The sequence below is a fragment of the Teichococcus oryzae genome (genome assembly GCF_008386565.1).
In the GTDB taxonomy this organism is placed as follows: Bacteria; Pseudomonadota; Alphaproteobacteria; order Acetobacterales; family Acetobacteraceae; genus Pseudoroseomonas; species Pseudoroseomonas oryzae.
Window position 1 is genome coordinate 1 of the sequence record NZ_VUKA01000030.1, and the last position, 16489, is coordinate 16489.

Annotated in this window: 15 protein-coding genes; 7 read left to right on the top strand and 8 right to left on the bottom strand. The window is 71.1% G+C overall.

What is annotated here, in order from left to right; all coding sequences use genetic code 11:
- The 3 genes from F0Q34_RS20300 to F0Q34_RS20310 form a co-directional block, all read right to left on the bottom strand.
- Nucleotides 1-682 (bottom strand): 4-hydroxythreonine-4-phosphate dehydrogenase PdxA (locus F0Q34_RS20300; protein WP_241665603.1); only part of this gene is annotated, 682 nt, incomplete at its 3' end.
- A 96-nt stretch (nt 683-778) separates the two neighbouring features.
- The gene (gene ypfJ / locus F0Q34_RS20305; protein WP_149814201.1) at nt 779-1645 is read right to left on the bottom strand and encodes a KPN_02809 family neutral zinc metallopeptidase; all 867 of its coding nucleotides are present in this window, start codon (nt 1643-1645) and stop codon (nt 779-781) included.
- A gap of 248 nt (nt 1646-1893) precedes the next feature.
- Nucleotides 1894-2565: a TetR family transcriptional regulator C-terminal domain-containing protein gene (locus F0Q34_RS20310; protein ID WP_149814203.1), complete on the bottom strand. Its 672-nt coding sequence runs from the start codon at nt 2563-2565 to the stop codon at nt 1894-1896.
- Between the two features lie 130 nt (nt 2566-2695).
- Here F0Q34_RS20310 and F0Q34_RS20315 point away from each other — a divergent pair, with 130 nt between their 5' ends.
- The 6 genes from F0Q34_RS20315 to speB all read left to right on the top strand — a co-directional run bounded on the left by F0Q34_RS20315 (nt 2696) and on the right by speB (nt 9779).
- Entirely contained in the window at nt 2696-3967 is a 1272-nt protein-coding gene (locus F0Q34_RS20315; RefSeq protein WP_206668108.1) for a GTP cyclohydrolase II, read from the top strand.
- A complete protein-coding gene (locus tag F0Q34_RS20320) occupies nt 3964-5187 on the top strand; it encodes a URC4/urg3 family protein (RefSeq protein WP_149814205.1) in 1224 nt (407 codons plus the stop codon). Before F0Q34_RS20315 ends, F0Q34_RS20320 begins: the two co-directional genes overlap by 4 nt.
- 16 nt (nt 5188-5203) lie before the next feature.
- The gene (gene upp / locus F0Q34_RS20325) at nt 5204-5851 is read left to right on the top strand and encodes a uracil phosphoribosyltransferase (protein WP_149814207.1); all 648 of its coding nucleotides are present in this window, start codon (nt 5204-5206) and stop codon (nt 5849-5851) included.
- Between the two features lie 80 nt (nt 5852-5931).
- Nucleotides 5932-7398 carry a DUF4403 family protein gene (locus F0Q34_RS20330; RefSeq protein WP_241665604.1) on the top strand — a complete coding sequence of 489 codons (1467 nt, stop codon included), beginning with the start codon at nt 5932-5934 and terminating at the stop codon, nt 7396-7398.
- Between the two features lie 70 nt (nt 7399-7468).
- Nucleotides 7469-8794, top strand: a complete 1326-nt coding sequence (locus F0Q34_RS20335) for a hemolysin family protein (protein WP_149814211.1) — start codon at nt 7469-7471, stop codon at nt 8792-8794.
- Between the two features lie 73 nt (nt 8795-8867).
- On the top strand, nt 8868-9779 hold the full coding sequence (speB, locus tag F0Q34_RS20340) for an agmatinase (RefSeq protein ID WP_149814213.1): 912 nt from the start codon (nt 8868-8870) through the stop codon (nt 9777-9779).
- 170 nt (nt 9780-9949) lie between these two features.
- Here speB and F0Q34_RS20345 read toward each other — a convergent pair whose 3' ends face one another.
- From F0Q34_RS20345 to F0Q34_RS20365, 5 genes are all read right to left on the bottom strand, one after another.
- A complete protein-coding gene (locus F0Q34_RS20345) occupies nt 9950-11182 on the bottom strand; it encodes a type III PLP-dependent enzyme domain-containing protein (RefSeq protein ID WP_241665605.1) in 1233 nt (410 codons plus the stop codon).
- A gap of 355 nt (nt 11183-11537) precedes the next feature.
- Nucleotides 11538-12545: an asparaginase gene (locus F0Q34_RS20350; RefSeq protein ID WP_149814217.1), complete on the bottom strand. Its 1008-nt coding sequence runs from the start codon at nt 12543-12545 to the stop codon at nt 11538-11540.
- Between the two features lie 56 nt (nt 12546-12601).
- Entirely contained in the window at nt 12602-13537 is a 936-nt protein-coding gene (glk, locus tag F0Q34_RS20355) for a glucokinase (RefSeq protein WP_149814218.1), read from the bottom strand.
- Complete coding sequence (locus F0Q34_RS20360; protein WP_149814219.1) at nt 13534-14481, bottom strand: 1-phosphofructokinase family hexose kinase; 948 nt, start codon at nt 14479-14481, stop codon at nt 13534-13536. Before F0Q34_RS20360 ends, glk begins: the two co-directional genes overlap by 4 nt.
- 56 nt (nt 14482-14537) lie before the next feature.
- Nucleotides 14538-15998: a fused MFS/spermidine synthase gene (locus tag F0Q34_RS20365; RefSeq protein ID WP_149814220.1), complete on the bottom strand. Its 1461-nt coding sequence runs from the start codon at nt 15996-15998 to the stop codon at nt 14538-14540.
- A 52-nt stretch (nt 15999-16050) separates the two neighbouring features.
- Here F0Q34_RS20365 and F0Q34_RS20370 point away from each other — a divergent pair.
- Nucleotides 16051-16489, top strand: a 439-nt coding sequence (locus F0Q34_RS20370) for a hypothetical protein (protein ID WP_149814221.1), incomplete at its 3' end; no start/stop codon positions are given.

Genomic DNA, 16489 nt, shown 5'->3' on the forward strand with positions numbered 1-16489 from the left:
GGCCGCGGGCATCGATGCCTTCCTGGCGGAGAGCGGCGATGGCCGGAGCAATGATGTCACGCTCCTCGGTGCCCATGGTGCCATTCTCCCCCGCATGCGGGTTCAGCCCGGCCAGGGCGAGGCGCGGCCGGTCGATGCCGAAATCCTGCCGCAGCCCCGCGGCCGTGGCGCGGGCGATGCGCAGGATCAGCCCGGTGTTCAGCCGTTCCAGCGCCTGGCGCAGCGAGCAATGGATGGTCACCGGCACGCTGCGCAGCCCGGAAGCGGCCAGCAGCATCACCGGCGGCCCGCCGCCGGGCGCCAGCTCGGCCAGGAATTCGGTATGGCCGGGGTGCCGGAAGCCGGCGGCCGTCAGCGTCGCCTTCTGGATAGGGTTGGTGACAAGGGCGGCCGCCCGCCCGTCGCGGCACAGCGCCACGCCCTGCTCGATGGCGGCGATCACCGCCGGTGCGTTGCGCACATCCGGTCGGCCGGGTTCCGCCGGCACCGGCAGGATCAGCGGCAGCACGGGCACGGCATCCCGGAACACCGACGCGGCCTGTTCGGGACCGGATACAGCCCGCCAGGGCTGGCCGCCCAGCAGCGCCGGGTCGCCGAGGAACAGAAAGGCCGGGCCATCCTGCCGCAGCAGCTTCCAGGCCTTGGCCGCGATCTCCCCGCCAATGCCCGCGGGTTCCCCCATGCTGAGGACCAGGGGCAGCGCTTTCGATGAAGCGGCGACGTTCATGCCGGCAGTATAGCCAATGCCGGCGGCGTGGGCAGCGCCGCCGGACGCTGTTCAGCGCAGCCCGGCAAAGGTGTCGCAGGCCGCCAGCTCGCCCCGGTCCAGGCCGGTGCGGAACCAGCGCATCCGATCCTCCGAGGAGCCATGGGTGAAGCTTTCCGGCTGGACCCGGCCCTGGGCGCGCCGCTGCAGCCGGTCGTCGCCAACCGCGGCGGCGGCGTTCAGCCCTTCCTCCACATCGCCCCGTTCCAGGATGTTGCGCGCATCCTGCGCCTGGCGGGCCCACAATCCGGCCAGGCAATCCGCCTGCAGCTCGACGCGCACCTGGATGCCGTTGGCCTCCGCCTGGTCCTGCGCCTGCTGCTGCAGCCGGCGCGTCAGGTCGAGGATGCCCAGCTGGTTCTGCACATGGTGTCCCACCTCATGCGCGATGATGTAGGCGGCGGCGAAGTCGCCATTGGCGCCCAGGCGCTGCTGCAACTGCGCCATGAAGTCGAGATCGATATAGACGCGCTGGTCGGCCGGGCAATAGAACGGCCCAACCTGGGATTCCGCCGCGCCGCAGCCGGAGGAGGTGGCCCCGGTGAACAGCACCAGCGCCGGTTCCTGGTACTGGCGGCCGAGCTTCTGGAACTCGGCGTTCCAGACCTGCTCGGTGTCGCCCAGCACCTGCGCCACGAAGCGGCGCCCGGCATCCTGCGCCGGCGGGGCGCCATTCTGCTGGGTTTGCTGCTGCTGTTGCGGCGCCGGGCCGCTGCCATCGCCCAGGATCAGCGAGGGATCGACACCCAGGAACAGGCAAAGCAGCAGGATGGCCACGCCACCCAGCCCGCCCACGGCGATGCCGCCGCCACGCCCGCCCATCCGCCCCATGCCGCGGCGATCCTCGACATTGCGGCTTTCCCGATTTCCCAGGCGCATGGCCTATCCTCCAGAACGTGGCTTGCCTGCTGCAATCGACCCAAAGCGCCACAGTTGCAACGCCTTCGGGAATGGCGCCCGCGCCGGCGGGCCGGTCCGGCGGGTTCCAGCCGATACGGGCAGCAAGGCGGCAGCCTATCCTCCGGCTCGCAATTTGGGCAGGCATTCCGCTTCCCCGCCGCGCGGGGCATGACCTAGCGCCACCAGCACCGTCGCCGCGGAGCCGCGCGGCTACGCTTCGGGAGCGGCTACGCTTCGGGAACAGCCTGGGGCCCCGCCGGGCAAGCGAGGCCGCAACCCCTCAGAACCAGTTGCAGAACGGTTTGCGTTCCGGTGGCATGATCCTCCGGTGTCAGTTCCGGCCGCTCCAGCACGGCGGCGATCTGCGCAGAGAAATCCGCATAGGTCTGGGTCATGGCCCAGATGGCGAAGAACAGGTGGGGCGGATCGACCGGCTGCATGCGGCCCGCCGCGATCCAGCCCTCCAGCACGCGCGATTTTTCCCGCACCAGCGCGCGCAGCGGGCCGGCCATGTAGCTGCGCAGATGCGTGGCCCCGTGCAGCACCTCATTGGCGAACACCTTCGAGGCATGGGGCCGGGTGCGGGACCACAGCATCTTGGTCCGGACGTAGCTTTCCAGCGCGGCGGCCGGATCGGCATCCGGCTGGATGCTGTCCGTGGCCGACAGCCAGAGATCGAGGATGCTGTCCAGCAGGGCCCGGTACAGCGCTTCCTTGGTGCCGAAGTAATAATGGAGATTGGCCTTGGGCAATCCGGCCGCGGCGGCGAGCGCGGACATGCTGGCGCCTCCGAAGCCGGCCTCAGCGAAGACCTGCTCCGCGGCCGCCAGGATCTGGCCAATGCGCTGCTGCCGCTGCCGGGCACGCGCCCCGGCCGGCTTTCCGTTTTCCTGTGGCATGAGCCCTCCACCGGCCTTCCACACAGGCTTGCGAGCCCGGAACATGATTCTTGACCGTTTGGTCAGACTTCTCCTAGCGTGACTTGGCCGCGCCTCCAAGGCACGGCCATCCGAGGCGGAGCCGCGACGAATGACCGGTTTGAACCGATTGCGCGACGGCAAGGGCCCTGTGCCGAAGCCCATCATCCTGACCTCCCACCCGCGGCGTCGCGCCGCCGACATGCCGGCCCTCGATTGGGGCGCCGCCGATGCACGCCAGCGTGGCCCGGTGGTCGCCACGCTGGGCGATCCCTCGGCCCGCAACGCCATCGGCACCCATGCCGGTTCCTATGCGCTGTACCGGGCGCTCGCCGTGGCCTCGGGGCAATTGCGGGCCGACCACCGGCCGGATTTCCGCAACACGCGGCCCGCCGTGCCCATCGGCCCGTTTCCCGCCTGGAGCGATCCGGCGAAGATCGTTTCCATGGACCCGTGGGGCCATCTGGCGCCCGAGATGTTCGCCGATGCCATCGCCGCCGGGCGGGACATCCGCCCGAGCATCGCCGTCACCCGCGCGCATATCAACATGCCGGAACTGATGCAGGCCATGCGCGAGGGCCGGCTGGCGCCGGACGGGGAGGTCCTGCTGGAGAATGGCGATGCCTGCGTCACCAAGATCGCCATCGAGCCGGTCTGGTACCTGCCCGGCGTCGCCGCCCGCTTCGGCATCGGCGAGACCGAGCTGCGCCGCGACCTGTTCGAGCAGACCGGCGGCATGTTTCCCGAGCTGGTGACGCGGCCCGATCTGCGCGTGTTCCTGCCGCCGATCGGCGGCATGACGGTGTATCTGTTCGGTGATCCGGCGAAGCTGGGCGTGCCGCAAACGCGGATCGCCTGCCGCATCCATGACGAATGCAACGGCTCCGACGTGTTCGGCTCCGACATCTGCACCTGCCGGCCTTATCTCGCCCATGGCATCGAGGCCTGCATCGGCATGGCACAGGAAGGCGGCGTCGGCGTCGTGGTCTACAACCGCAAGGAAGGCCGCGCGCTGGGCGAGGTGACCAAGTTCCTGGTCTACAATGCGCGCAAGCGGCAGGAAGGCGGCGACCGCGCGGAGCAGTATTTCCGGCGCACCGAATGCGTCGCCGGCGTGCAGGACATGCGTTTCCAGGAGCTGATGCCGGATGTGCTGCACTGGCTTGGCATCACCCGCATCGACCGGCTGGTGTCGATGAGCAACATGAAGTTCGCGCCGATCACCGAAAGCGGCATCGCCGTGGTGTCGCGCATCCCGATCCCCGATGCGCTGATCCCGGCCGATGCCCGGGTCGAGATGGACGCGAAGAAGGCCGCCGGCTACTTCACCGATGCGGTGCCCGACGCGGCGGAGCTGGCCATTGCGAAGGGCCGGGGGCTTTGACGTCGGAGGCGGTCGCGCTGCTGCGCCGGCCAGGCACCATCCGCTCGCGCTGCCATGGCCTGCTGCGCCTCGCCGAAGCCGATCGCCTGCCCTTCTTCCGTTTCGATCCGGGGCGGATGCCGGCGGCCGCCGATTACGTCACCGACACCATCCGGCGGAACTATCCGGATCTGCGCATCCCCTACCACGCGCGCTGGCGGCACTTCGCCGTGGGCGGGGTGGATCGCTGGAATGCCGTGGCGCGGCGGCTCGAAGGGGAGGATGCGGCGGCGCTGGCGCGGCGGCGCATCGATCTGTGCGTGGTGTCCGTGCTGCTTGACGCCGGCGCCGGACCGGATTGGTTCTTCCACGAGCCGGATGGCACGCGCCTCGGCCGCTCGGAAGGGCTGGGTGTGGCCAGCCTGCACGCCTTTGCGGCGGGGCTGTTTTCCTCCGCCCCGGACGATCCGCTGCGCGTCGATGCCGACGGGCTTGAAGCACTGACCGCCGCCGCCCTGGGTGAGGCCTTCCAGGTCGGCCCCGGGAACCCGCTGACCGGGCTGGAAGGGCGGGCCGCCCTGTTGCGCAACCTCGGCGCCGCCCTGCGGTCCGCGCCCGCCCTGTTTGGCACCCAGCCACCGCGGCCCGGCGGGCTGTTTGGCCATTTGCGGGCGCAGGCCACGCCTTGGGGCCTGCCGGCTGCGGTGATCCTGGACGCGGTGTTGACCGGGCTGGCGCCGATCTGGCCCGCGCGGCTGATGCTGGATGGCGAAAACCTGGGTGATGTCTGGCGCCATCCGCTGGCGGCGCCGGAAGGCCCAGCCCCTGGCCTGGTGCCGTTCCACAAGCTTTCCCAGTGGCTGAGCTATTCCCTGGCCGAGGTGCTGGAGGAGGCGGGCATTCCCGTGCTCGCGCTGGACGAACTGACAGGCCTGCCGGAATACCGCAATGGCGGCCTGTTCCTGGATCTTGGCGTGCTGCGCTTGCGCGATCGGGCCCTGGCCACCACAACCCTGCCGGTCGGGCATGCGGCGGTTGTGGAATGGCGTGCCCTCACCGTTGCCTTGCTGGACCGCCTGGCGGATGGCGTGCGCGCGCGGCTGGAACTGGATGCCGATGCCTTGCCGCTTGCCCGCGTGCTGGAGGGTGGCAGCTGGGCGGCCGGGCGGCGCGTCGCGCGTGAGATGCGGCCTGATGGCGGGCCGCCCCTGCAAGTGGCCAGCGATGGCACCGTGTTTTGATGGAGAAGCCTTGACCATGACCGAGATGCCGTTGCCCGACAGCGTCACCCTCATCCGCCACCCCCTGGTGCAGCACAAGCTGACATTGCTGCGGCAGAAGGCGACCTCGACCGGCGAGTTCCGCCGCCTGGCGCGCGAGATCAGCCTGTTGATGGCCTATGAGCTGACGCGCGACCTGCCGCTGCAGATGACGGAGATCGAGACGCCGCTGGAATCCATGCAGGCACCGATCCTGTCGGGCAAGAAGCTGTGCATCGTTTCCATCCTGCGCGCAGGGGACGGCATCCTGGAAGGCATGCTGGACCTCGTGCCCTCCGCCCGCGTCGGCCATATCGGCCTGTACCGCGATCCGGAAACGCTGGTGCCGGTGGAATACTACCTGAAGCTGCCGGAAGACGTGGCCGAGCGCCTTGTGATCGTGGTCGATCCGATGCTGGCCACGGGCCATTCCGCGGCCGCCGCCCTGTCCCGGCTGAAGCAGGCGGGCGCCGAGCAGCTCCGCTTTGCCTGCCTTCTCGCCGCGCCGGAAGGGGTGTCGGTGCTGACGCGGGCGCATCCCGAGGTGCCGGTGTTCACCTGCGCAGTGGACCGCGAGCTGGATGACCACGCCTATATCCGCCCCGGCCTTGGCGATGCCGGAGACCGGCTCTACGGCACCAAGTAGGCGGCGCGGGCGGTCCCGCGGGACAAGGGCGTGATTTCGCGGCTCCTTTGCGGCGTTATGCTGGCGGGATGAGGAGATGGATGGGCAGATCGCGCCGCCGCTGGTTCACCCTGCTGGTGCTGCCGGCACTTGTTGTGGCGGGGGTGGCCGGGGCTTACGTCTGGTTGCAGAACCGTGACCTGCTGCTGACGGGAGACCCGCCGCGCCGTTCCACGACGCTGGAGCTGCCGGCACAGGAAAGCCTCGCCGCGCTGCGCTTCAGCCTGCCCTTCGAGCTGTTGCGCCGCGCCGCGGAGCAGGCGCTGCCGGCCGAGATCCGCCAGGCGGGCGAGGGCGGCGGCACCCGCTATGAGCTGACGGCGCGGCGTACCGGCGGCTTCGTTCTTTCCGAGGTTGACGGGCGCCTTCGGGCCACGGTGCCGCTGGCCGTGAACGGCACCGCCGGGCTGAGCGGCGGGCTGGCGCGGATGCTGTCGCTCGGCGAGAAGAACATCGATGCCGCGGCCGAGGTTTCGGCGGATCTCCGGCTTTCACTGGATGAGGGCTGGTGCCCCGCCGTCGAAGTGGCGGTGAGCTATCGCTGGACCCGTTCCCCCCGCATCGAATTGCTGGGCGGCGTCTGGCTGAATGTCGAGGATCAGGTGAGGGGGCCGATCTCCGAGGCGCTGGCTACCCTGCCGGCCCAGCTGCGCACCATCATCCCCTGCGGCAAGGTGCGGGAAGCGGCGCTGGAGCTGTGGCAACCGCAATCGATCAAGGTGCAGCTGCCGGCGGCGCCGCCCCTGCATATCGGGATCGAGCCGCAGGCCGTCGGCCTGTCCGAAATGGCGGTGGAGCAAGACGCGATCCGCATCGTCCTGGCGCTGCGGGCGCGCACCACCGTGTCCTCCGAACCCCCGAAGAAGGCGCAGCCGGGCTTTCTGCCGCCGCTTCGCCAATTGCCGGACCGGGCCGACCGGGGCGGCAGGCTGCGCCTGTCGGTGCCGGTGCGCGCCGGCTATGACATGATCCGGGACTGGCTGATGGCCGAGTTCGGCAACAAGGACCTGCCATTCGAAACCCGGATCGGCACGGTGACACTGCGCCTGCGCGACCTGTTCATCTACCCGAGCAACCCCGCCATCGCCCTCGCCGTCACCTTCAGCGCCGACCTGCCGGGCCTGCTGCCGGACACCACGGGCAGGGTGGTGATCTCTGCCCGGCCGGCGCTGGACCAGGGCGGAACCCGCATCCGGCTGGAGGATCTGCGGTTCACGCGCGACCTCGACAGCGCCCTGTGGTCGCTGGCCACCCTGGTGCTGGAGCCGCAGATCCGCGCTGCCCTGTCGGACCTCGCAGTCTATGACCTGCGGGACGTGATGCAGAACGGATTGGCGGAGCTGGGACGCCGCCTGTCCGATCCTGAATTCACCGGGGGCCTGCGGGTCACGCTGACGGAACCGCGGCTGCAATTGCGGCAAGTGGTGCCAGAGGCTGACGCATTGACGGTGCTGGGCACGGCCGAGGCCGGCATCTCGGCCGAGGTGACCGCCCTGCCAATCCCGTGACCACGGCGGGGACAGGATTCTGCGGCAACCCCCATTCTTCCCGGGACGGACATGCCTTAGCATCAGCCGCATGTTCGAGATCGCGGTCGTTCTGCTCCTTGTCGTCATCAATGGAGTGTTTTCCTTGTCCGAGCTGGCGGTGGTGTCTGCCAGGCGTCCCCGCCTGCGGGCCATGGCCGCCGAAGGCCGGCCCGGTGCCGCCGCCGCGCTGAAGCTGGCCGAGGACCCGGGCCGCTTCCTGTCCACGGTGCAGATCGGCATCACCCTGGTCGGTGTGCTGGCAGGCGCCTTTTCCGGCTCGGCGCTGGGCGGCATGCTGTCCGCCACGTTGCTGAAGGCCGGCATGCCGGCCAACATCGCCAACCCGCTGGGCTTCGGCGCCGTTGTGGCGGTGGTCACCTATCTGTCCATCGTCGTGGGTGAGCTGGTCCCGAAGCGGCTGGCGCTGCGCAACCCCGAAGGGCTGGCATGCCTGATGGCGCCGCTGATGCGGCTGGTGTCGCGCATCGCGGCCCCGGCCGTGTGGCTGCTGGACACCTCCACCACCGCCATCTTCCGCCTGCTGGGGCAGGGCGGCGCCTCGGAGGAGCGGGTGACCGAGGATGACGTCCATTCCCTGGTGGCCGAGGCCGAGCAGTCCGGCGCTATCGAGGAAACCGAGCGCGAGATGATCACCGGCGTGCTGCGCCTGGGCGACCGGCCGGTGCGCGGCATCATGACGCCGCGCAGCGATGTCCACTGGATCGATCTCCTGGCGCCGGAGGAGGAAACTCGCGCCCTGCTGATGCGCACCCAGCATTCCCGCCTGGCGGTGGGCGAGGGCACGGTGGACGCGCTGATCGGCGTGGTGCAGACGCGCGAACTGCTGGCGGCCTATCTGGCGGGCCAGGCCTTCGATGTGCGCGCCGCGACGCGCCCGGCTCCGGTGATTCCCGATGCCGCCGACGCCCTGGATGCCCTGGACGTGCTGCGGCAGGCCGAGGTTCCAGTGGCGCTGGTGCATGATGAATATGGCCATTTCGAGGGCATCGTGACCCCGGCGGATCTGCTGGAGGCGATCACCGGCAGCTTCCGCGCCAATGAGGATGCCAATGAGCCCGGCGCCGTGGAGCGCGACGACGGCACCTGGCTGCTGCCCGGCTGGCTGCCGGCGGATGAGATGGCCGACCGGCTGCGCATCCGGCTGCCGGAAAACCGGTCCTTCCACACGGTGGCCGGCTTCCTGCTGGCGGCCTTCGGCCGCATCCCCTCGGTGGGGGAGGCGCGCAATATCCTCGGCTGGCGGTTCGAGGTGATGGATCTCGACGGCCGCCGCATCGACAAGGTGCTGGCGGCGCCGGCCGCGGCGGCGGCCGTTCCCGTGCCGGGCCGCCCCGGCCGCGGCACCATGGCCTGATCCCGCGGCGCGGTTGCGCAAGGCGCGCGGAGGCGTGACAAGGTCGGCTCCCGCAGCCTGACGGAGTCCTGGCATGTCCCTCGTGCCCACCTTCGCGACCGCGCCTTCCTTTCTCGGCGCCCCCTGGCAGGCACCGGATGCCGCGCCTGCCGCTTTCACCGTGGCGGGCATCCCGCTGGATATCGGAACCACCAACCGCGCCGGGGCGCGCTCCGGCCCGACGGCGATCCGTCAGGCAAGCCGGATGCTGGTGGATGGCGCCCACCCGACCCGCTGGACCGACCCGCAGGATTGGCCGCTCGTCGATGCGGGGGATTTCCGCATCGCGCTTGGCGACATCGAGGGCAGTCTGGCGCTGATCGAGCGGCAGGCTGCCGCCATCCCGCATCTGGTGGCCCTGGGGGGAGAGCACGGCATCACGCTGCCATTGCTGCGCGCCCTTTCGAAGCGGCTCGGCGCGCCGCTGGCCCTGGTGCATTTCGACGCGCATGTGGACACCTGGGCCGACAATTTCGGGCAGGTCTATGGTCATGGCTCGGTGTTCTTCCACGCCATCCGCGAGGGCGTGGTGGATGCGCGGCGAATGATCCAGGTCGGCATCCGCTCCCCCGTGCAGCGGGACGTCTGGGACTGGACGCTCGCCCAGGGCGTGACGGTGCTGAGCGGCCAGGAGGTGCAGGCGATGGGCATCGAGGCCGTCTCGCGGCGCATCCATGCCGTGATCGGCGACAGGCCCGCCTATCTGTCCTTCGACATCGACGCGCTGGACCCGGCCTTCGCCCCCGGCACCGGCACGCCCGAGATCGGCGGCCTGGCCTCCTGGCAGGCCCAGGCCATCCTGCGCCGCCTGGATGGGATTGATTTCCGTGGCATGGACATCGTGGAGGTGGCCCCGGCCTTCGACACGGCCGAGATTACCGCCCTGGCCGCCGCGACCATCGCCTGGGAATACCTGGCGATGGTCGCGGCGCGGTCCGCCGGCTGAAACGCGAGGCTGCTCCCTGACAGGGGGTCGGGAACAACCGGGCGCGCCGGCCTCCGCGCGGCGGGGGCAGCCTGCCTGCTTCCGAAAGGTGCCGCCCCGATCGGAAACGGCATCCAGGAAAGAGGCAGGCCCCACCCTCCGCGCGGCACGGAGAAAAGGCCGGCCGCCGGTCAGGCGGCGGCCACTTCCTCCGCGTGACCCGGGGTTTCCAGCAGCGGGGCGTCCCGCACCTCGGCCAGCAGCACGCGGTCGAAGCCGTTGAACGCCGTGCGCAGGCAGCCGCCATAGGCGCCGAGCTGGCCGATCTCGATCCAGTCGCCTTCCCGCACATCATCGGGCAGCAGGAACGGGCCCTGCATGTGGTCGGCGCTGTCGCAGCTCGGCCCGAAGAAGCGGAAGGGCAGGGTGGTGCCGCTGGGCGCCGGCCGGCCCGGCCGGATCAGCCGCACGGGAAAGCGGAAGCCCGGCGCGCCGGCATCCGACAGGCTGCCATAAACGCCGTCATTCACATACAGCGCGTCGCCGCGCCGCATCTCCACCTGCACCACCACCGAGGCGCCGCCCGCGACCAGGGCGCGGCCCGGCTCGGCCCAGAGCCGCGTGTCCGGCAGGCACAGCTTCGCGAAGCCTTCCCGGATGGCCGTGAAGTAGTCGCCCAGCGGCGGCGGCGTCACGTCCGGGTAGGAGACGGGGAAGCCGCCGCCCACATCGACCACATCGACCGCCACGCCGGCCGCCCGGATCGTCTCGCCCGCCAGGTCCAGGGCGCGGGAATAGGCGCCGGGATCCAGGCATTGCGAGCCGACATGGAAGCACAGGCCAAGCTGCGCCGCATGGCGCCGCGCGGCACGCAGCAAGGCCGCGGCCTCCGCCGGGTCGGCGCCGAACTTGCCGGACAGGTCGTACACCGCCGCCCCCTTCGGCATGGCGAGGCGGACGAACAGGCCAAGATCGGCGGCGTGCCCCGTTTCCTGGAGGATCTTTTCCAGCTCCTCGGCGCTGTCGAGCACGAAGTCGCGCACGCCATGGCGACCATAGGCCTCGGCAATGGCGGCCCGCGACTTCACCGGGTGCATGAAGTGGATCTGTGCCTCGGGGAACATCTGCCGCACCAGCCGCACCTCGCCCGCCGAGGCGCAATCGAAATGGCGCACCCCGCCGGCCCAGAGCGCGCGCAGCACGGACGGCTCCGGATTGCACTTCACGGCATACAGCACATCCCCGGGGAAGCTGCCCACGAAGCGGCGCGCGGCGGCGGCCAGCGTCGCAGGGCGAAGGCAATGCATCGGCTCGGCCGGGCGGTCGGCCGCCACAACATCATCCACCCGCGGCAGCAGGACGGAATCGGCGGCAGGGCGGCGGTGGAGCGGCGCCACGGCGCCGCGGGAGCGGAACTGGGACAAGGGCTGAACTCGCAACATCGCAGGAGGACGGAGCGCCTGGAGGCGCGGCGTGGGGCCTTTCGGCCGGCGGAAGCGCGGTGGAAAGGCTCAGGCGATGCTGGCGGAACTGTGCATCGCCACGGTGCTGGGTGCGGACATATCGGGCTCCCTTCAGGACGCCGGCCCATGAGGGCCGGCTCGACCAAAAAGGACGCGTTACGTCGTTGCTTGCCGCTGAGCGGACCTGGGGCACGTGCGATTGCGTCGTGCCCGCTATATAGGGGTGGGGTCCGGAAAAATCACGGGAAATCTTGACCGAAGCCCTGCGATCCTCCGGCCTCGCTCATGAGCCGCACGCATGATGACCGGGCTTGCGTCAGGCCGCCAGCGGACCCGCCGGCCGCAGCGCGCCAACTTCCAGGTTGTTCCAGTTGCGCAGCACGGGCGCGGCCAGCGGCGCCAGGGCCGTGGCGATCGCTTCCTCCGGCGGCAGCAGGCGCAGCAGCAGGGCGGCCATGGCGATCTCCGCCGCCCGCGTGGCGCCGTCCCCGCACTTCAGGGCGATGCCGAACCCCAGTTCCGGCAGCGCGGCGCAGAACACGCCCTCGGCGCCGACCTTGACGAAGACACGCTCCCCCAGCGCCTGCATCACCACCGTGTCGAAGCGGCCGGTGCCGGCCACCAGAAAGGGATGTGCCGCCACGGCCTGACGCAGGCGGCGGGCGGCCGAGGCGCGAAGGGGCGCCAGGCCGCGGCCGGTGCCGATGCGGGAGAAGCCGAGGGCCAGCGCACGCAACGGAATGGCGTAGGTGGGGATGGAGCAGCCATCGATGCCATGGCTGCCATCCGCCAACGCATGGCCGGTGATGCTTTCCAGCGCCGCCTTCACCTCGCGCTGCACCAGGTGGCCGGGCTGCACATAGCCGCGCGGATCGGCATCCATGCCGCAGGCGAGGCAAACAAATCCGGCATGCTTGCCGGAGCAGTTGTTGTGCAAAGGCGATGGCTCCGAGCCGGCGGCGGCCAGGGCGCGGGCGGCTTCGGCATGGCTTGGCCAGTGGCTGCCGCATTCCAGGCAGCCGCTGTCGCGCCCGGCGGCGCGCAGCATGCGCCCGGCCACCGCCACATGGCGCGGCTCCCCGCCATGCGAGGCGCAGGCCAGGGCCAGCGCCTCGGCGTCGAGGCCGAAGCGGTCGGCCGCGCCGCTTTCCACCAGCGGCAGCGCCTGGATGACCTTGACGGCGGAGCGGGGAAAGATCGGCCGGTCGATGTCGCCTGCGGACAGCACAACGCCGCCGGCCGCGTCCACCACCGCGAAAGCGCCACCATGGCGGGATTCCACCTGGCCGCCGCGCATCACCTCGACCAGAACCGGATCCGCCATGCCTCGCCTCCACTGCGTCTGCCCTGCCGCCAGATCCCCCCTGGCGGGGCCGCGCGTCAAGCCAGGCCGGTCCGGAAGGCCGCGGCGCCGATCAGGCCGGCATGGGGACGCACCACCTGGATGATGGGGATCGGCCGCAGCACGTCCTCGAAACGACCCTTGGCCTGGAAGGCACCGGTCAGCGCCGGCACGTCCAGCAGCGGGCCGAGATTGCGGCAAAGCCCGCCCATCACGTACACGCCGCCTCCGGTCAGCAGCGCCAGGGCGAGATTGCCGGCGGCGGCGCCGAGAAGGGAACAGAACAGCCGCACCGCCTCGACGCAGGCGGGTTCGCCGTTACGCGCACCCTCCGACACATCCTCGGGCCGGTTGCAGGGCCAGGAGGAGCCATGGCGCCCGGCCAGGAAGCGCCCCAGGGCCAGCAATCCGGGGCCCGACACCAGCCGCTCCGCGGAGACATGGCCGTGCCTCGCCCGCAACTCGGCCAGGATCTCGGCCTGCAGCGCGTCCTGCGGCGCGAAGGACATGTGCCCGCCCTCGCTGGGCAGGATGCGGGGGCCACCCGGCTCCGGCTGGATGAAGGCGACGCCAAGGCCCGTGCCGGGACCGATCACCAGGCTGGGCTGGTCGGGCTGCGCCTGTCCGGGCTTCAGCAGGCGCAGATCCTGTTCGCGCAGAACCGGGATGCTCGCCGCCTGGGCGACGAAATCATTAATGACCGTCAGCCTGCGCAGGCCGAGCGCCGCCTCCGTCTCGCGGATCGAGAAGTGCCACGGGTTGTTGGTGAAGGCGATGCGGTCCCCTTGCACCGGCGTGGCCACGGCGAACACCGCCTCATCCACCCCGCGGCCTTCGAGATAGATCCGCGCGGCCTCCGCCACGCCGGCATGCTCCGCCACCCGCAGCTTGCGTTCCTCCTGCGGCGGGCCGCCATCCACGCTCAGGGCGAAGCGCGCATGGGTGCCGCCGAGATCGCCAAGCAGTCGGATCATGCGGCCTGCCCCATCGGAATGGCGACCTTTCCGCGCAGTTTCGCCACATCCTCCCGCGCGGGGTGGGCCGTGCCAGCCTGCGACACGGCGGCCGCGCCGGCCGCGACGCCCCAGGCGAAGGCGTCATCCGGGCTGCGGCCATCGGCCAGCGCCATGGTCATGGCCGCGACGAAGCTGTCTCCGGCGCCAACCGCGCCGCGCACCTCGACGGGCAGGGCGGGCAGGCGCAGCGGCCCTTCGGCGCGCGCCAGCAGCGCGCCTTCGCTTCCCAGCGTCACCGCCAGCAGCCGGACCTTGCCGCTCCGCACCACTTCCATCGCCGCCGCCTCCTGCGCGGCGTGGTCGGGCAGCTTGCGGCCAAGCGCCTTCTCGAACTCGCCCAGGCTGGGCTTCACCATCTCCAGGCCACCCTGCTCCAGCGCCAGGCGCAGCGCGTCGCCGGACGTGTCCAGCACCACGCGCACGCCACGCGCCGTGACCTGGGCCGCGAGCCGGGCATAGAAATCCGCCGGAACGCCCAGCGGCAGGCTGCCGCTGGCCACCAGCCAGCCATCCTCCAGATGCCGCACGGCCTCCAGGGCAGCGCCCCATTCCGACGCGGAAACCTCCGGCCCCTCGGCCACGAAGCGATATTCCAGCCCGGTGGAGCGCTCCAGCACCGTCTGGCTGATGCGGGTGCGGCCCTGGATCGGCACGGTGTGGCGCGGCACGCCCGCCTCATCGAGAAGCTGCTCCAGGAAGCGCCCCGTCACGCCGCCGGCCAGGATGACAGCCAGGGTGTCCCCGCCCAGTTCGCGCACCACGCGGGCCACGTTGACGCCGCCGCCGCCGGGGTCCTGCCGCTCCGCCCGGGTACGGATCTTGCGCACCGGATGCACCGTTTCCGCCTCGCTGGCCAGATCGATGGTGGGGTTCAGGGTCAGGGTCGTGATGCGGGGTGGCATGTGCGTAATCTCCTCCGGCTTCCGGATTATGGGATGGGAGCGGGCAAAGTTGCAGATCAGCGGAAGCGTTCGCGCCAGGCGGCCAGCATCCGGGCACTGCGCCATTCGATGTCCGAGCGGTTGTCCGTCAAGGGCGTGGCGTCCGCCATCAACGGCGTGGCATCCGCGATGCGGGCGGCCAGCCGGCGCGCGGCGGAAGCGGCCGATGGCGGCACGGCCTCCAGCCGCGCCAGGGCGGCGTCCCGGGTCAGCCCTTCCCGCGTCGCGAACAGCAGGATGTTGCCGCTGTCCGATCGCGCCGCCAGCACCGAAGGGAACACGGCCCGCAGCGTTGCCGCCAATGGCCCGGCGATGCCGCCGGCATCGCCGGTGTTGAACACGTTCAGCGCCAGCACACCCCCGGGCGCGAGGCGGCGGGCGGCGGCGGCGAAGAACTCCACCGTCGCCACATGCGGCGGCATCTGCGCCGTGGCGTAAAGATCGCTGACGATGATATCGTAGGCGGGCCCTTCCTCGCCGAGGGCGTGGCGGGCATCGCCATGCCGCACGGGAATGGCCAGACCGAAATCGCGCCGCGCCACGGCGGTGACGCCGGCATCGATCTCGACGCCTTCCGCGCGCAGTTCGGGAAAGGCGCTTTGCATGGCCGCAACCGCCGTGCCGCCGGCCACGCCCAGGAACAGGGCGGAGCGCCCTTCCGCCAGGGCCGGCGTGCCCGCCAGCAATTCCCAGTAGGAGCCGGGCGGGCTGCCGTCGCGCCGCTGCATCGACTGCACCGCCATGGGCGAGTTCAGGATCAGGTAGCGCGCGGACGCGTCCTCCACCACCATGATCGTGTTGTAGGGGGTTTCGGCATAGGCGGCGAAGCGGGCGGTCCGCTGCTGCTCCGCCAGCATGCCGGGCAGCAGCGGCAGCAGCGTCGCGGCGGCGTGCCAGGGGGCCAGGCCGGTGGCCATCGCCGCCAGGGCCGCCAGGGCGGCGGCCGAGGCATAGCCCGCCACCAGCCCCATGACCGGCACCGCGAAAAAGGCGGCGAAGAAGGTTCCCCCGATGCTGCCCAGGGCCTGACAGGCGGAGATGGCGCCGGCTGCCGGCGCGACGCCGCCGCGTTCCGCCAGCCGCGCCACACAAAGCGGAGACACGGCGGCGAGGCAGAAGGCCGGCGGGCCGATCAGCAGGCCCGACGCACCGATGGCGCCCGCGATCGGCCCTAGCACCGCTTCCGCCACGGCGGTGATGGGGCGGCCGAGCCATGGCGTCAGCGCCGCGCAGGACGCCGCCAGCGCCAGCAGCAGAGGCAGCGCGCCACGGGCATGGCGGCTGCCGCCCAGCCGCCCTCCGGCCCAGTAGCCCAGCGACATGAAGAACAATGCGGTCCCGATGATGGCGCCCCATTGGAAGATCGTCTGGCCGAACACCGGCGCCATCAGCCGTCCGTCCAGCATCTCCAGCGCCATGACGCTCCAGCCTGCGGCAAAGGCGGCGAATGCGGTGGCCAGGGTGTCGCGGCGGGGCATGGACGGTCTCCGGGGCGGGCGGTGGCCGCCAGCCTTGCCGGATCGGAGCGGGATGACCAGGGGCGCCAGGGTTTTCCTGTTGCGGCGGCGGCGCTATGGCGGGGCCTTTCCCGCCGCGAGGTTCCGCATGTCCGAGGTGAACGCCCATCCCGCCCCTGCCTCCGCCGATGCGCTGCTTCAGCTCCTGGAAGCGCCCGATTCGCCCCTGGCGGCGCTGGAACGGCTGGCCGACAGCACGGCCGAGCGGATCGCCGGCCTCCAGGCCGAACTGGCCGAGCAGCGTGGCCGCAACGCGGAGCTGGAGCGCCTGCTGGGCCTGGCCGAGGCGCGGCTGCTGGTGGAGACCATGCATGCCGCGGGGCTGACGGCGCAGGCGGCGCATCTGCTCGGGCTTGGCCCGGATTCGCCCATGGCGGCCGAGGCCAGCGGAGAGCATTATGCCGACGGCACGCCCAAGACCCGGCTGGCCCTGGTTTACGAGGCCGCTTTCG